The organism is Geodermatophilus sabuli (genome assembly GCF_010686765.1).
GTDB lineage: Bacteria > Actinomycetota > Actinomycetes > Mycobacteriales > Geodermatophilaceae > Geodermatophilus > Geodermatophilus sabuli_A.
In genome coordinates this window covers 87,478-99,812 of the sequence record NZ_JAAGWF010000017.1, presented here as the reverse complement: position 1 = coordinate 99,812, position 12,335 = coordinate 87,478, and the positions used below count along the sequence as shown (strand labels likewise).

Annotated in this window: 14 protein-coding genes and 1 tRNA gene; 5 read left to right on the top strand and 10 right to left on the bottom strand. The window is 74.5% G+C overall.

Features of this window, described 5'->3' with window-relative positions:
* The first annotated feature begins 17 nt into the window (after nucleotides 1–17).
* Both GCU56_RS15505 and GCU56_RS15500 read left to right on the top strand, forming a co-directional pair.
* Complete coding sequence (locus GCU56_RS15505; protein WP_345771866.1) at nucleotides 18–347, top strand: ArsR/SmtB family transcription factor; 330 nt, start codon at nucleotides 18–20, stop codon at nucleotides 345–347.
* Nucleotides 344–826 carry an SRPBCC family protein gene (locus GCU56_RS15500; protein WP_163482646.1) on the top strand — a complete coding sequence of 161 codons (483 nt, stop codon included), beginning with the start codon at nucleotides 344–346 and terminating at the stop codon, nucleotides 824–826. Before GCU56_RS15505 ends, GCU56_RS15500 begins: the two co-directional genes overlap by 4 nt.
* Nucleotides 827–870: 44 nt before the next feature.
* On the opposite strand, the gene GCU56_RS15495 is transcribed toward GCU56_RS15500, so the two are convergent.
* Together GCU56_RS15495 and GCU56_RS15490 are read right to left on the bottom strand one after the other, a co-directional pair.
* Nucleotides 871–1,476: a methyltransferase domain-containing protein gene (locus GCU56_RS15495; RefSeq protein ID WP_204332165.1), complete on the bottom strand. Its 606-nt coding sequence runs from the start codon at nucleotides 1,474–1,476 to the stop codon at nucleotides 871–873.
* 116 nt (nucleotides 1,477–1,592) lie between these two features.
* On the bottom strand, nucleotides 1,593–1,925 hold the full coding sequence (locus GCU56_RS15490) for a YnfA family protein (protein ID WP_163482644.1): 333 nt from the start codon (nucleotides 1,923–1,925) through the stop codon (nucleotides 1,593–1,595).
* Between the two features lie 132 nt (nucleotides 1,926–2,057).
* Between GCU56_RS15490 and GCU56_RS15485 the strand changes: the two genes are divergently transcribed.
* Both GCU56_RS15485 and GCU56_RS15480 read left to right on the top strand, forming a co-directional pair.
* Nucleotides 2,058–2,909 carry an SDR family oxidoreductase gene (locus tag GCU56_RS15485; protein ID WP_163482643.1) on the top strand — a complete coding sequence of 284 codons (852 nt, stop codon included), beginning with the start codon at nucleotides 2,058–2,060 and terminating at the stop codon, nucleotides 2,907–2,909.
* A 126-nt stretch (nucleotides 2,910–3,035) separates the two neighbouring features.
* Nucleotides 3,036–3,281 carry a hypothetical protein gene (locus GCU56_RS15480; protein ID WP_163482642.1) on the top strand — a complete coding sequence of 82 codons (246 nt, stop codon included), beginning with the start codon at nucleotides 3,036–3,038 and terminating at the stop codon, nucleotides 3,279–3,281.
* A 1-nt stretch (nucleotide 3,282) separates the two neighbouring features.
* Here the strand turns inward: GCU56_RS15480 and GCU56_RS15475 are convergent, their stop codons facing one another.
* The 4 genes from GCU56_RS15475 to GCU56_RS15460 form a co-directional block, all read right to left on the bottom strand.
* Nucleotides 3,283–3,564, bottom strand: a complete 282-nt coding sequence (locus GCU56_RS15475; RefSeq protein ID WP_163482641.1) for a ubiquitin-like small modifier protein 1 — start codon at nucleotides 3,562–3,564, stop codon at nucleotides 3,283–3,285.
* Nucleotides 3,565–3,566: 2 nt separating this feature from the next.
* Nucleotides 3,567–4,649 (bottom strand): WD40/YVTN/BNR-like repeat-containing protein, encoded by a 1,083-nt coding sequence (locus GCU56_RS15470; RefSeq protein ID WP_163482640.1) that lies wholly within the window; start codon nucleotides 4,647–4,649, stop codon nucleotides 3,567–3,569.
* 72 nt (nucleotides 4,650–4,721) lie between these two features.
* A complete protein-coding gene (locus GCU56_RS15465; RefSeq protein WP_163482639.1) occupies nucleotides 4,722–5,138 on the bottom strand; it encodes a hypothetical protein in 417 nt (138 codons plus the stop codon).
* Nucleotides 5,139–5,220: 82 nt separating this feature from the next.
* Complete coding sequence (locus GCU56_RS15460) at nucleotides 5,221–6,405, bottom strand: L,D-transpeptidase (RefSeq protein WP_163482638.1); 1,185 nt, start codon at nucleotides 6,403–6,405, stop codon at nucleotides 5,221–5,223.
* A 173-nt stretch (nucleotides 6,406–6,578) separates the two neighbouring features.
* Between GCU56_RS15460 and GCU56_RS15455 the strand changes: the two genes are divergently transcribed.
* A tRNA-Lys gene (locus tag GCU56_RS15455) sits at nucleotides 6,579–6,654 on the top strand.
* A 71-nt stretch (nucleotides 6,655–6,725) separates the two neighbouring features.
* Here GCU56_RS15455 and GCU56_RS15450 read toward each other — a convergent pair.
* From GCU56_RS15450 to GCU56_RS15435, 4 genes are all read right to left on the bottom strand, one after another.
* Nucleotides 6,726–7,544, bottom strand: coding sequence for an acyl-homoserine-lactone synthase (locus GCU56_RS15450; protein WP_163482637.1), 819 nt, complete (start codon nucleotides 7,542–7,544; stop codon nucleotides 6,726–6,728).
* Between the two features lies 1 nt (nucleotide 7,545).
* Nucleotides 7,546–7,974 carry an S-adenosylmethionine decarboxylase gene (locus GCU56_RS15445; protein WP_163482636.1) on the bottom strand — a complete coding sequence of 143 codons (429 nt, stop codon included), beginning with the start codon at nucleotides 7,972–7,974 and terminating at the stop codon, nucleotides 7,546–7,548.
* A 58-nt stretch (nucleotides 7,975–8,032) separates the two neighbouring features.
* Nucleotides 8,033–10,342, bottom strand: a complete 2,310-nt coding sequence (locus tag GCU56_RS15440) for a putative bifunctional diguanylate cyclase/phosphodiesterase (RefSeq protein ID WP_345771865.1) — start codon at nucleotides 10,340–10,342, stop codon at nucleotides 8,033–8,035.
* A gap of 146 nt (nucleotides 10,343–10,488) precedes the next feature.
* Nucleotides 10,489–12,333, bottom strand: a complete 1,845-nt coding sequence (locus GCU56_RS15435) for a potassium channel family protein (protein WP_345771864.1) — start codon at nucleotides 12,331–12,333, stop codon at nucleotides 10,489–10,491.
* Between the last annotated feature and the right edge of the window lie 2 nt (nucleotides 12,334–12,335).

Genomic DNA, 12,335 nt, shown 5'->3' with positions numbered 1-12,335 from the left:
GAGAACGCTTACCGTTCGTGGACGCTGACCGAGCAGTCGGGGCCTGGGGGGTCCTCGGCGACCCGACCAGGCGCGCCATCGTCGAGATCCTGGCCGAGCGCCCCCGGGCCGTGGGCGAGCTGGCCGCGGACCTCCCGGTCAGCCGGCCGGCGGTGAGCCAGGCCCTGAAGGTCCTGAAGTCCGCCGGCTGGGTGCACGAGGAGGCGGTCGGGACCCGCCGGATCTACCGGCTCGACCCGGTCGCGGTCGGGGCGCTGCGGGACCAGTTGGACACGTTGTGGCGGCGGGCGCTGAGCGGGTTCGCCGAGGTCGTCGGACGACCAGTCGAGGAGGAGCAGGGACCATGACGCAGACAGAGCGCACCGTCGTCCGCAGGCAGGTGGTCGTGGACGCGCCGATCGATCGTGCCTTCGCCGTCTTCACCGAGCGGTTCGGCGACTTCAAGCCGCCCGAGCACAACATGCTCGGCGTCCCGATCGCGGAGACGGTGTTCGAGCCGCGGGTGGGCGGCCACGTCTACGACCGCGGCACCGACGGGAGCGAGTGCCGGTGGGCCCGTGTCCTGGCCTACGAGCCGCCGGACCGGGTCGTGTTCAGCTGGGACATCGGTCCCACCTGGCAGGTCGAGACAGAACCGGAGAACACCAGCGAGGTCGAGGTCCGGTTCGTCGCCGAGACCCCGCAGCGCACCCGCGTCGAGCTCGAGCACCGCGACATCGACCGGCACGGCCCCGGCTGGGAGGCCCTCAGCGACGGCGTCGGCCACGACGACGGCTGGCCGCTCTACCTCGCGCGGTACGCCGCCCTGCTCTCCGGGGAGCGCTGACCCCCGGCCGCGGGGCGCTCCGCGGCTCAGCGGCCGGCTGCGGCTCAGCGGCCGGCTGCGGCCACCTGCCACACCGGGCCGCGGTGGGCGAGGGCAGGCCGCAGCCCCCGCTCGGCGAGCACCGCGAACATGCCGGCCCGCGGGTGCGCGAAGGTCCGGAACTGCCGGCCGCTGAGAGCGAGCAGGGCGTTCTGCGTCGCGACGAACGACCGCGAGACGAGGTCGCGGCGCGGGAAGCTGAACGCCAGTCGCCGGCGGGTGCGGTCGGCGGCGGACCCCAGCAGCGCGGCGACGTCGGGGTAGCAGCACACCACCCGGTGCAGGACGACGACGTCCGCCGGCTCGACGGCGGCCGGCTCGGCGGCGAGGTCGACCAGGCGGCGGTGCACGCGGCCGGTCAGCCCGGCCTCGTCGAGCAGCTCCGCCGCCGCGGCCTCGTAGGCCGGTGAGAGCTCGAGAGCGGTCACCGACGCCGCACCCCGGTGCAGCAGCTCGAGGCCGATCTCGCCGACGCCGCCGCCGATCTCGAGCACGGTCGCGCCCGCCAGGCCCGGTTCGGCCAGGACCTCGACGAGCCGGCGGGCCGTCGCGTCCAGACCCCGCCTCCGGTAGCGGGCCGCCATCCGACGGGCGAACCGGTCGTCGAACACCCCGTCGCACCCGCGAGGGTCGCAGCAGCCTCCCACCGGGTCACCCTCCCAGCGGACGGCCGTGCCCGGCAACGCACCGCACGCGCGCGCCGTCGGGTGGGTGGGCCGACCCGGGGTCAGCTCGGGCGCGCGTACATGATGACGCCGACGCCGATCAGGCAGACGATCGCGCCGATGACGTCGTAGCGGTCGGGCCGGAACCCGTCCACGACGATGCCCCAGGCCAGTGACCCGGCGACGAACACGCCGCCGTACGCGGCCAGGATCCGGCCGAAGTCGGCGTCGGGCTGCAGCGTCGCGACCACGCCGTAGAGCCCGAGCGCCACCACGCCCGCGCCCACCCAGAGCCAGCCGCGGTGCTCGCGGATCCCCTGCCACACCAGCCAGGCCCCGCCGATCTCCGCTAGCGCGGCGAGGGCGAACAGCAGCAGGGAGCGCGCGACGGTCACGGTCCCCGATGCTCGCAGGTGCACCGGCGGGCTACCGGCTCGGCCGGGTCCCGACGGGGCGGCCCGGCGGCGCCGATGGCACGCTCGGCATGCTCGACGTCACCGACCACGGACCCTCCGGAGGGGAACCACATGCGCATCGTCGTCACCGGGGCCAGCGGCCAGCTCGGCCGTCTCGTCGTCGAGGAGCTCCTCGCCCGCGGCGTCCCCGCGGACCAGCTCCTCGCGGCCGGCCGCACCGAGGCGAAGCTCGCCGACCTCGCCGCCCGCGGGGTCCCCACCGCCGTCGTCGACTACGACTCCCCCGCGACCCTGGACGCCGCCTTCACCGCCGGGGACACCGTGCTGCTGATCTCCGGGAACGCGGTCGGACAGCGGATCCGCCAGCACACCGCCGTCGTCGACGCCGCCGTCCGGGCCGGGGCGGAGCGGCTGGTCTACACCAGCGTGCTCAGCGCCGACCGGCAGTGGCTCATGACCCCCGAGCACCTCGGGACCGAGCAGGCGGTCAAGGACAGCGGCCTCCCCGCGACCCTGCTGCGGCACGGCTGGTACTCCGAGAACTACGCGTCCGTCCTCGCCAAGGCCCGGACGACTGGCGAGGTGGTGGACAGCGCCGGCGAGGGCCGGGTCGCCAGTGCCAGCCGCGCCGACTTCGCCGCGGGCATCGCGGCCGTGCTCAGCACCGCGGGCCACGACGGCGCCGTCTACGAGTTCTCCGGCGACACCGCCTGGACGTTCGAGGAGCTGGCGGCGACCTGCGCGGAGATCCTCGGCCGCGACGTCGTCCACCGGTCGGTCTCCTCGGAGGAGCACGCCGCCCGGCTCTCCGCGGCCGGTCTGGACGAGGGCACTGTCGGCTTCCTCGTCGGGATGGACGCGGCGATCCGCGACGGCGTCCTGGGGCTGCAGACCGGAGACCTCTCCCGCCTGTCCGGCCGACCGACCACCCCCCTCGCCGACACGCTCCGGGCGGCCGGCTGAGCCCGGCCCGGACGCCGGCTGCGCCGACCGCGGGCGCCCGTGCCGCATGGGGCGGCAGGGGCGCCTGCGGCGGACACGCTCCCCCGGGTGCTGGTCCGCGGCGGCCCGGGCTCGGAGGCTGGACCCATGACTCTCGCCTACTCCTACGGGACCGCTCACGCCGTCGTGATGGTCGGCTCGGTGGGCAGCGCCGACGGTCTGATCCCCCGCCAGATCGGTCCGGCGCACGCCACGATCGGCCGGGTCAACGGCCGTAGCCGGAAGGCACTGTGCGGGGCCTACGTCGCCGTCGACGAGCAGATCGTGTGGCCACCCGAGGGGTACGAGGACACCCAGCTGTGCGCCGAGTGCGCCACCCTCGCCACCCTCTAGCTCAGCCGCCGGCGACCGAGGGCAGCACCTGGACGACGGCGCCGTCGTCGACCCTGGCGGTCAGCCCTCCGGTGAAGCGGACGTCGTCGCCGTCCACGTAGACGTTCACGAACCGGCGCAGCGCACCGGCCTCGTCGCGGATGCGGCGGTCCAGCCGCGGGTGGACGGCGGCCACCGCGTCCAGCAGGTCCCCCAGGGTGCCGCCGCCGGGCTCGACCTCCAGGTGCCGCGCGCCGCCCGCCAGGTCGGCGAGGACGCCGGGCAGCACCAGCTCGACCCCCACGGTCAGCCGATCCGGGCCGCACGGACGACGAGGACGTCGGGCAGGTGGTCGGCCACCAGGGTGAAGCGGTCGCCCTCGTCGGTGCCGGCGTAGACGCACCCGTCGCGGGTGCCGAGGTAGACGCCGGTCGGGTCGGCGTCGTCGGCGCAGAACGCGTCGCGCATGACCGCCGCCCACGACGCGTCGGGCAGGCCGGCGGCGAGCTCGGTCCAGGTGGCTCCGGCGTCACGGGTGCGGTGCACGCGCAGCCGGCCGCCCGGTGGCACGCGCTGCATGTCGGCGACCAGGGGCACCACCCAGGCCGTGCCGGGCGTGGTCGGTGAGGCCACGATCGGGAAGCCGAAGTCTGCCGGGAGCCCGTCGGCGATCGACGACCAGCTGCCGCCGGCGTCGTCGGTGCGGAAGACGCCGAAGTGGTTCTGCGCGTACATCCGGTCGGGGCCGGCGGCGTCCACGGCCACCTTGTGCACGCACTGCCCGTACTCGGGCGGCGGGTCGGGCAGGAAGGCGGCGCTGATGCCGCGGTTGCGTGGCTCCCACTGCCCGCCGCCGTCGTCGCTGACGTAGACGCCGCCGGTGCTCATGGCCACCGTCACCCGGTCCGACGCCGGGTCGGGCAGCACGGTGTGCACCGCGCCACCGCCTCCACCGGGCTCCCACGTCGGCCGGTGCGGGTGGTCCCACAGCCCGCGGACCAGCTGGAAGCTGCAGCCGCCGTCGGCGCTCCGCCACAGCGAGTGCGGCTCGCAGCCGGCCCACACCACGTCGGGCCGGTCGGCGCTGTCGGGCCGCAGCTGCCAGACGCGGGCCAGGGACGCGCCGGTGTCCCCGGGGAACCGGATGGCGCCGGAGTCGGTCTCCTGCCAGCTCCCGCCGAGGTCGTCGGACCACATGACGGTGGGACCCCAGTGCCCGTACTGGATCCCGGCCAGGATCCGCGGAGTCGGCCGGCGGGTGTCGACGCACACGGCCGCGACCTCCTGGGCGAGCAGGTGCGGCCCGTCGACCGACCACGTCCGGCGGTCGTCCTCGCTGCGGGCCAGCCACAGCCCCTTGCGCGTGCCGATGGCGAGCAGGTCGGTCATGGCGGCCCTCCGGTCGGTCCGACGGGGCGCGCGCACGCCCCTCGGGAGTAGGACTCCCGAGGGGCGCCGGAATCAGCGGCGGGTGGCCCCGCCGGTGGGCTGGTCGGGGCCGCCGGTCCGGTCGTCGGCGTGCCGCCCCTGCTGGTCGGCCAGTCCGGGGGCGAGCTTCTCGGCCTTGGCGCGGAGCTGGTCCGCGGCCGAGGCGTGCTCCTGGGCCTGCGCCGCGCGCTGCTGGGCCTCCCGCTCGGCCAGCCGGGTCCGCTCCTCGACCTCCGCGCGCTCCCGTCGGGCCCGGGCGGCCTGCTCCTCGGCGGCGGCCCGCTCCTTCTCCGCCTGGGCGCCACGCAGCTGCGCCTCCTGCAGGTGCTCGCGCGCCTGCTCCCGCTTCTTCGCCCCGTTGATCCGGTTGCGCTTGGCCATGGTGAGCGCCAACAGCGCCAGCAGGACCACCGCCACCACGACGATGAGCACGATCACCCAGGTGTCCACGGCACTCTCCTCAGGTCGGGAACCGGAGTGATCACTTCCCGCGCCGGGTTCGCAGGAAACCCAGGTGGGCGCGCCGGTCGGCTCACTTGAGCGCGCTGCCGGCCTGCCACTCCTCCCACGGGATCGTCCAGTCGTAGACGTTGGAGCGCAGCGTCCCCGCGCTGGAGCCGCGGATCTCCACCACGTCGCCGGGCTGCGAGAAGTCGAAGAACCAGCGGGCGTTCTCGGTGGAGAGGTTGATGCAGCCGTGCGAGACGTTCTCCCGGCCCTGCTGCGCCACCGACCAGGGGGCGGCGTGCACGAACTCCCCGCTGTCGGAGATGCGGACGGCGAACTGCACCGGCGTCCGGTACCCACCCGGGCTGTCGACCGGCACGCCGTAGGTGCTCGAGTCCATGACCCGGTCGCGGTTGAGCTCGGTGACCACGTGCGCGCCGTTGTAGCTGGGGTTGTCCGGGCTGCCGGCGCTCATGGGCCAGGTCTGCACGAGCTGGTCACCGTCGTAGACCTGCATCGTGTGGGTGGACGCGTCGGCGACGGAGACGTGCCGCTCGCCGATCCGGAAGGCCACCGTCCGGTCCTTCTCCCCCCAGACCCCCGCGCCGAGGTCGACGCCGTAGAGGTCGGCGTCGAGGGTCACGTCGATGTTCTCGGGCCAGTACTGCGACGGGCGGAAGTGCACCTCGGTGTCGCTGAACCAGTTCCACGTGCCGTCGGTCGGCGTGGAGCTGGTCACCCGCAGGCGGCTCTCGACGGCGGCGCGGTCGGCGACCGGCTGGTCGAAGTACACGCGGATCGGCATGCCGACACCGACCGTCTGGCCGTCCAGCGGGCCGACCGACGGCGTCGTGACCGACGCCGGGGTGACGGTCGTGAAGGTGGTCGAGGCCTCGACCGCTTCCTCGTCGGCGCCCTCGGCGGTCGCCGTCAGCGTGTAGGTGGTGCCGTAGGCCAGCGGGGTGTCCGGCGACCACACGTCGGTGGCCGGGTCCTCGGGGGCGTCGGCGACCGACCCGGGCACCGCCGTCCCGTCCGCCGCGGCGACGGCGACCTCCTGCAGCTCGCCGTCGGTGACGGAGATCTCCACCGGCGCGACCGGCGAGATCCCGGTGGACCCGTCGGCCGGCGTCACCGTGACCGACGCCGGGACGGCCTCGACGGTGGTCTCGGCGGCCGCCGTCCCGCCCCCGCCGCCCCCGCCGTCCCCCTGGCAGCCGGCGAGCAGGACCAGCGCTCCCGCCGTGACCAGCGCAGCCGTCCGTCGCATCGCGATCTCCTCCACCTCGTCGGTGATCGCCCCCGCCCGACCACCGGCACCGGTCCCCCAGTGTCCACGTCGGGGGTGACGTGCGGGGGGACGCGGAGCCGCCGGACCACCCGGCGACCGGCTGTGGCGCGCTGGTATCGTTCTCCCTCGTCGCCCGGCCGAGCCGGGCGGAGGCGCCATTAGCTCAATTGGCAGAGCAGCTGACTCTTAATCAGCGGGTTCGGGGTTCGAGTCCCTGATGGCGCACCACGGCACGGCGAAGCGGCCTCCTCCTCCGGGAGGGAGCCGCTTCGTCGTCGACGGGGGTGGGGTGGCCGAGCTCAGGAGCCGGCAGCGGTGCCGGGTGAGCTGACGGCGACCTCCGGACGCCGGTGCGTGGGGGGCCGCCATCCCGACGTGTCCCGCCGCGGCGCGGCCGTCCGGGCCGGCTGCCTGCTCACGGCTGCCTCGGGCAGGGAGCCACCGCGGCCGGGGAACAGGTCGGCCGGGTCCAGGGCGATCGAGCGGAAGACACCCTCGACCACGGCCGGCGCCAGGTCGGGCCGGGTCGCACGGATGCTCTCCCCGATGGCGTCGACGAGGCAGATGCAGGGCGTGCTCGCGGGCGAGCCCAGGTACTCCCGGGACGTGGCGCCCGCCATCGCGGCCCACGGCACGCCCATCGCCCGCAGCAGCCGGAGGACGCGGTCGTCCAGGATGGTGACCAGGCCGTCGGCGCCGCACAGCCGCGAGTACTGGAAGAGGCCGTGGCACAGGGCGAGGGTGACCTCGGCCCCGGCGGCGCCGCTGCGGTACCGCCGGTCGACGGCCAGGCTCGCCACGTCCCACACCGGCCGCCCGGCCAGATCCGCCGCTCGGAGGCTGTCGGGCACGGAGAGCCGCCAGGGCTCGCCGGCCACGTCGGCCAGCGTCTTCACCATGCCGGTGCCGTCCGGGAGGATGAGCCGGGCGGCGCCCAGCGCCGAACCGCTCGCGTCGTCGATCACGACGACGAAGCGCGACCGGTCGCCGTAGGGGCCGTACTCCTCCTCCATGACCTCCGGTGTGTTGCCGAAGGCCTGCAGGAACACCCGCGCCTCGACCTCGCGCGCGGCCGCCCGCTCGGTCGGGGAGTGCGCGATGAGCAGACGCAGCGGCATCTCAGAACGACTTCGCGACGACGGTGCCCGCGTCGAGGAACGCGCGGGTGAACGACACGGCGGTGGCCACGTCGAAGGCCTTGCACGTGTACATGTCCACCGAGAAGAACAGCCGCGGCTGCTCCCAGGCGTAGAAGTGCGCTCCGGAGGTCTCCCAGTGGATCCAGCCGGCCCAGCCGTACAGGTCGGAGCGGTGCGTCACCGGCTCGAGCAGCTGCACCATGTCGACCTCGCGGGACAGCGCCGACAGGTAGTGCCGGATCTGCTCGTCGCCGATGGGCCGTGCGGGGATCCCCTCGATGACCAGCCGCTGACGGACGATGTCGGGCGCGAGGTCGTGCCAGTCGTCGGGTTCCCTCCGGTGCGGCGGGTGCTCGGCGCTCCTCAGCAGCCGGGGTCGGAGCAGGTCACTGGAGGGCGGAGGTGACATCACCCTCCCAGAGTGACGGTTCGACAGCGGAGCGCAGTGGTGGGACACGCGCTCCGCGTCATCTCACTCCCGGCCCACCGCCCTGGCTGAGCAGGGGGACCAGGACCTCGTCGAGCAGGGCGGACTCGGAGGCGACGAGCCACCCCAGGAAGTCGTCGACGGGCATGGGACGGGCGATCGCGTAGCCCTGGGCGACGTCGCACCCGAGCCGCGCGAGGGTGACGCTCGTCGCGACGGTCTCCACGCCCTCGGCCACCAGGCTCAGGCCCAGATGGTGCGCGAGGGCGACGGTGTGCTGGACGATGGCCGCGGCCCGGGGGTCGCGGTCGACGTCCGCCGTCAGGCTCCGGTCCAGCTTGAGCTCGTCAGCGGGCAGGTGCCGCAGGTAGGCCAGCGAGCTGTACCCCGTCCCGTAGTCGTCGATCGACGTGCGGACGCCGAGCCGGCGCAGGTCGCTGAGCACCGCACGACCCCGCTCCGGATCGGTCATCAGGGTGTCCTCGACCAGCTCCAGCGTCAGTGCCCGCGCCGGCAGCCCGTGCCTGCGCAACGCGGACGCGACCTTGTCCGGCAGGTCCAGGTCGGTGACGTTGGCGGCCGAGAGGTTCACCGAGACCGGCACCTCGTGGTCGGTCCACCAGCGGCCGGCTGCCGCGAGCGCCAGCTCGAGCACCGTGTCGGTGAGCGGCCGCAGCAGCCCGGCCTGCTCGGCCGCGGGCAGCAGGTCGGCCGGGCTGAGCAGTCCCCGGGTGGGGTGGTTCCAGCGCACGAGGGCCTCGGCGCCGACGACGTCGCCGTTGCGCAGGTCCAGCTGCGGCTGCAGGAAGACCACGAGCTCGCCGTCGGTGAGGGCGGTCCGCAGCTCCTCCATGGTGCGCAGCCGGTCACCCCCGGCCGTCCCCGTCACGGGATCGGGGACGTAGACGTGCACGCCGGTCCGCGTGCTCTTCGCGGTGTACATCGCGACGTCCGCGCAGTGCAGCAGCTCCTGCACGGTGCCCGCCGGCGCCGGGGTGGTCGCGACACCGACGCTGACCCCCACGTGCAGCCGGACCCCCGCCACCGTGAACGGCTGCAGCAACTGCCCGCGCAGCCGCTCGGCGAGGACCTGCGCCTCGGCCACGTCCGCGGCCGGCAGCAGGACGGCGAACTCGTCGCCGCCGAGCCGGGCGAGCACGTCCTCGGCGCGCAGCGCCTCCCGCAGCCGCGGCCCCACCTGGCGCAGCAGGTCGTCGCCGGCGGCATGGCCGAGGCTGTCGTTGACCTCCTTGAACCCGTCCAGGTCCAGCAGGAGCAGGGCAGCGGGCCGGCCGGTGGTGGCGGAGGTGACGATCCGCTGCGCCCGTTCCAGCAGCGCGCGGCGGTTGGCCAGGCCGGTGAGCTCGTCGGTCCGGGCCTCCTGCTTGACCTGGTTGAAGCCACGGACCTCGTGGAAGGTCACGGCGATGCGGGCGATGCCGGCCAGTACGCAGGCGATCGCCAGCCAGGCGGAGACCGGGGGCATCGGATGGGTCCAGCCGGACCCGAGGACGAAGAGGCTGGCCACGATGCAGGCCAGCGGCACGGCGAGCAGGCGCCAGCCGATGCGCGAGCCGCCGCCACGGTCGACCGGTGCGGGACGGTCGTGCGCGCCGGTCGCGGCGGCAGCCGCCAGGACGATGCACGCCAGCCAGCCGAGCTCCAGCGGCCCCCCGTCGACGTACCGGTGCTGGACCTTGAGGGCGAAGAGGGCGAAGTCCGAGGCGCACATGCAGCACAGCCCCAGGGTCACCGTCACCAGGGTGCGGTCGAGGCGCACGCCGAGGATGGACCCGACGGCCACGAGGACGGCGAGCAGCATGACCGACGTCGTCGGCCCCACCAGCTCGATCGCCGCGACCGCCTTCTGGCCGGGGTCCGGGTAGAGGTAGGGCCCGAGCACGAAGGCCACCCCGGCGGCCAGGGTGCCGAAGGCACCGACGATCCCGTCCAGCCACATGCTGGGGTGGAACCGGGGCACCCGGGCGCGGATCAGTCCCACGACGTGCACGTAGAGGAGGAGGTAGCCGGCCAGGGAGACCGCGTCGGCCAGGGGGGACGACGGTCCGTTCCCCTGGAGCCCGGCGGCGAGCACCCGCAGCGCGTTGCCCACCGCGCTCACCGTCAGCGCGGCGCCGAGGCCGACCCAGGCGATCCGCTCCCTCCGCACCCGGACCGCGGCCGCGAAGCACCCGCCGGCCGCGGCCAGGTAGGGCAGGTTGAAGAGGACGACGTCGTAGGTCCTGTCCCAGCTCGCCCCCGCCGGACGGGCGACCACGCCCGTGGCGAAGACCAGCGACAGGCCGATCGTCAGGAGCAGCACGACGACGCGGCCCCGCTGGGGGGTCACCGGCCGTCCGTCCTCGTCCACACGGGATAGATCGGCCCCCGACCCCGATCGCCGGACTCGAACCGCGATCGCATCACCTGAAGGGGTGAGTCGCGGATCACGGTCCCGGCCCGCCGGTGCGCCGCCCCCGCCGCGGGGTCGCGGTCTCAGGACCGGGTCGCGGCCGGCGGTCGGGTGGCCGGCTCCTCCACCTCGGGCTCGCCCCGGGACAGCTTCCGCCAGATCCAGCTCGAGGGCACCCGCCGGCCGGTGACCACGTACTCCCGGACGGCGTCGACGACGCAGATGGTGTCCAGGGCCCGCCGGGCGGCGGCCCAGCCGGCCAGCAGCAGCTCGTCCCCGGACCGCAGCACGAAGTCGTCACCGGGCGCCAGCGTGACCTCGCGTCCTCGCACGACCAGCAGGACGATCGCGTGCAGGGGGTCGGCCCGGTCCTCCGGGTTGCGGAGCAGCGTGCCGAGCTCGGCGGTGCCGGACGCCAGCCAGCTCCCGAGCGCCGGCGCCTCCTCGTCGGTGAGGCGGACCTTCCACAGCGCCTGCAGCCGGGTGCCGCACACGTCGGTGAGCCGGCCGACCAGGTCCGCCGCCCACCGGTCGCCCCGCGCGGGCATCTCCCGGAGGAAGCGCCACAGCAGCGGCGTCGACAGCTGCGCGTAGACCTCGTGCGCGACCACCTCGGTCGGCACCAGCAGCGCGTCGAGGTCCATGGCGCCGAACAGCGGTGCGCTGGCCGGCCGGTTCTGCCGGGCGGCGACGAACAGCGAGGGGTTGCTGCGCCGTGCCGCGGCGACCAGGGACAGGTTGGTCGTGTCGTTGTCGGTGCCGGCGATCAGCCCCACCGCCCGGTCGAGGTCGGCCTGGGCCAGCACCCACGGATCCGAGCCGTCGCCGACGAGCAGGTCGGCGTCCTCCCCCTGAGCCGGGGTGGACTCGATGACGGTGACGTCGAGCCCCTCCGCACGCAGGTCGGCGGTCAGCTCCCGGCCCAGCCGGCCGTAGCCGCAGACGATCCACCGGCCGTCGCGCGGCGGCGCACCCCGGCTCGGGAGCGCCGCACCGGGACCGCTCTCCAGCCAGGTCAGCAGCTGGTAGGACGCCGGGGCCTTGAGCGCCAGGCGCAGGTGGTCGCCGAACCGGTCGAAGGGGTTGACGGTGCTCGGGTTGCCGAAGGCCTGCATCCGTTCGGAGAGGGTGCGGGAGGTGACCCGGGCGATGACCGGCAGCTCGGGCCGCAGCAGCGCAGCCGCCATGACCACGGCGAGGTTGGCCTCCTCGTCGTTGGTCAGCGCCACGACCGCCTCGCAGCACGGGTGGTCGAGGCCGGCGACGGCGAGGTGCCCGGGATCGCGGGCGTCCGCGGTCAGGCCGGGGACGTCGGCGTGGTAGGAGCCCAGCTCCAGGCCATCGATGCGCTCGTCCGAGAGGTCGAGGACGACGAACCGGCGGCCCAGTGCGTCGAACGAGTGGCCCAGCAGCTCTCCGGTGCGGCCGTACCCGGCGATGAGCAGGAACGGCTCCCGCAGCCGGGCGACCTTGCGGGTGAAGTGCTGCAACGACAGCGCCGACCGGAAGGCACGGTCCTGCAGCAGGGCCAGCAGCGAGCCGATGGCGTAGGCCCAGCCGATGACCGCCAGGTAGATGGAGATGGTGACCCACATCCGCTGGCTGTAGGTGAACGCGTAGGGGATCTCGCCGAACCCGATCGTGGTGGCCGTGTAGCTCATGACGTAGAAGGCGTCGAAGAAGCCCATCCGCCACGGTCTGCCCTGGTCGTCCTGCCCGGGGATGACGGTCAGCCCGAGCACGCTGACCGCGAAGATGGTGATCAGCACGATCAGCGGGACACGCATCCGGCGCATGACCAGGAAGATCGTCGCCGATGCCTGCGCGGCCGAGGCGGCGGCGACCCGCAGCGTGGCCCGGCGGACCCGGCGCCGGTCGTCCTCCTGGCCGAACACCTGGCGCCAGAAGATCAGCAGGGGGTTGCCCACGA

Bases quoted from the DNA above. Each gene is read 5' to 3' on its own strand.
- GCU56_RS15500 (WP_163482646.1), top strand. From the start codon at position 344: ATGACGCAGACAGAGCGCACCGTCGTCCGCAGGCAGGTGGTCGTGGAC.
- GCU56_RS15485 (WP_163482643.1), top strand. From the start codon at position 2,058: ATGCGCATCGTCGTCACCGGGGCCAGCGGCCAGCTCGGCCGTCTCGTC.
- GCU56_RS15480 (WP_163482642.1), top strand. From the start codon at position 3,036: ATGACTCTCGCCTACTCCTACGGGACCGCTCACGCCGTCGTGATGGTC.
- GCU56_RS15470 (WP_163482640.1), bottom strand. From the start codon at position 4,649: ATGACCGACCTGCTCGCCATCGGCACGCGCAAGGGGCTGTGGCTGGCC.
- GCU56_RS15460 (WP_163482638.1), bottom strand. From the start codon at position 6,405: ATGCGACGGACGGCTGCGCTGGTCACGGCGGGAGCGCTGGTCCTGCTC.
- GCU56_RS15450 (WP_163482637.1), bottom strand. From the start codon at position 7,544: ATGCCGCTGCGTCTGCTCATCGCGCACTCCCCGACCGAGCGGGCGGCC.
- GCU56_RS15445 (WP_163482636.1), bottom strand. From the start codon at position 7,974: ATGTCACCTCCGCCCTCCAGTGACCTGCTCCGACCCCGGCTGCTGAGG.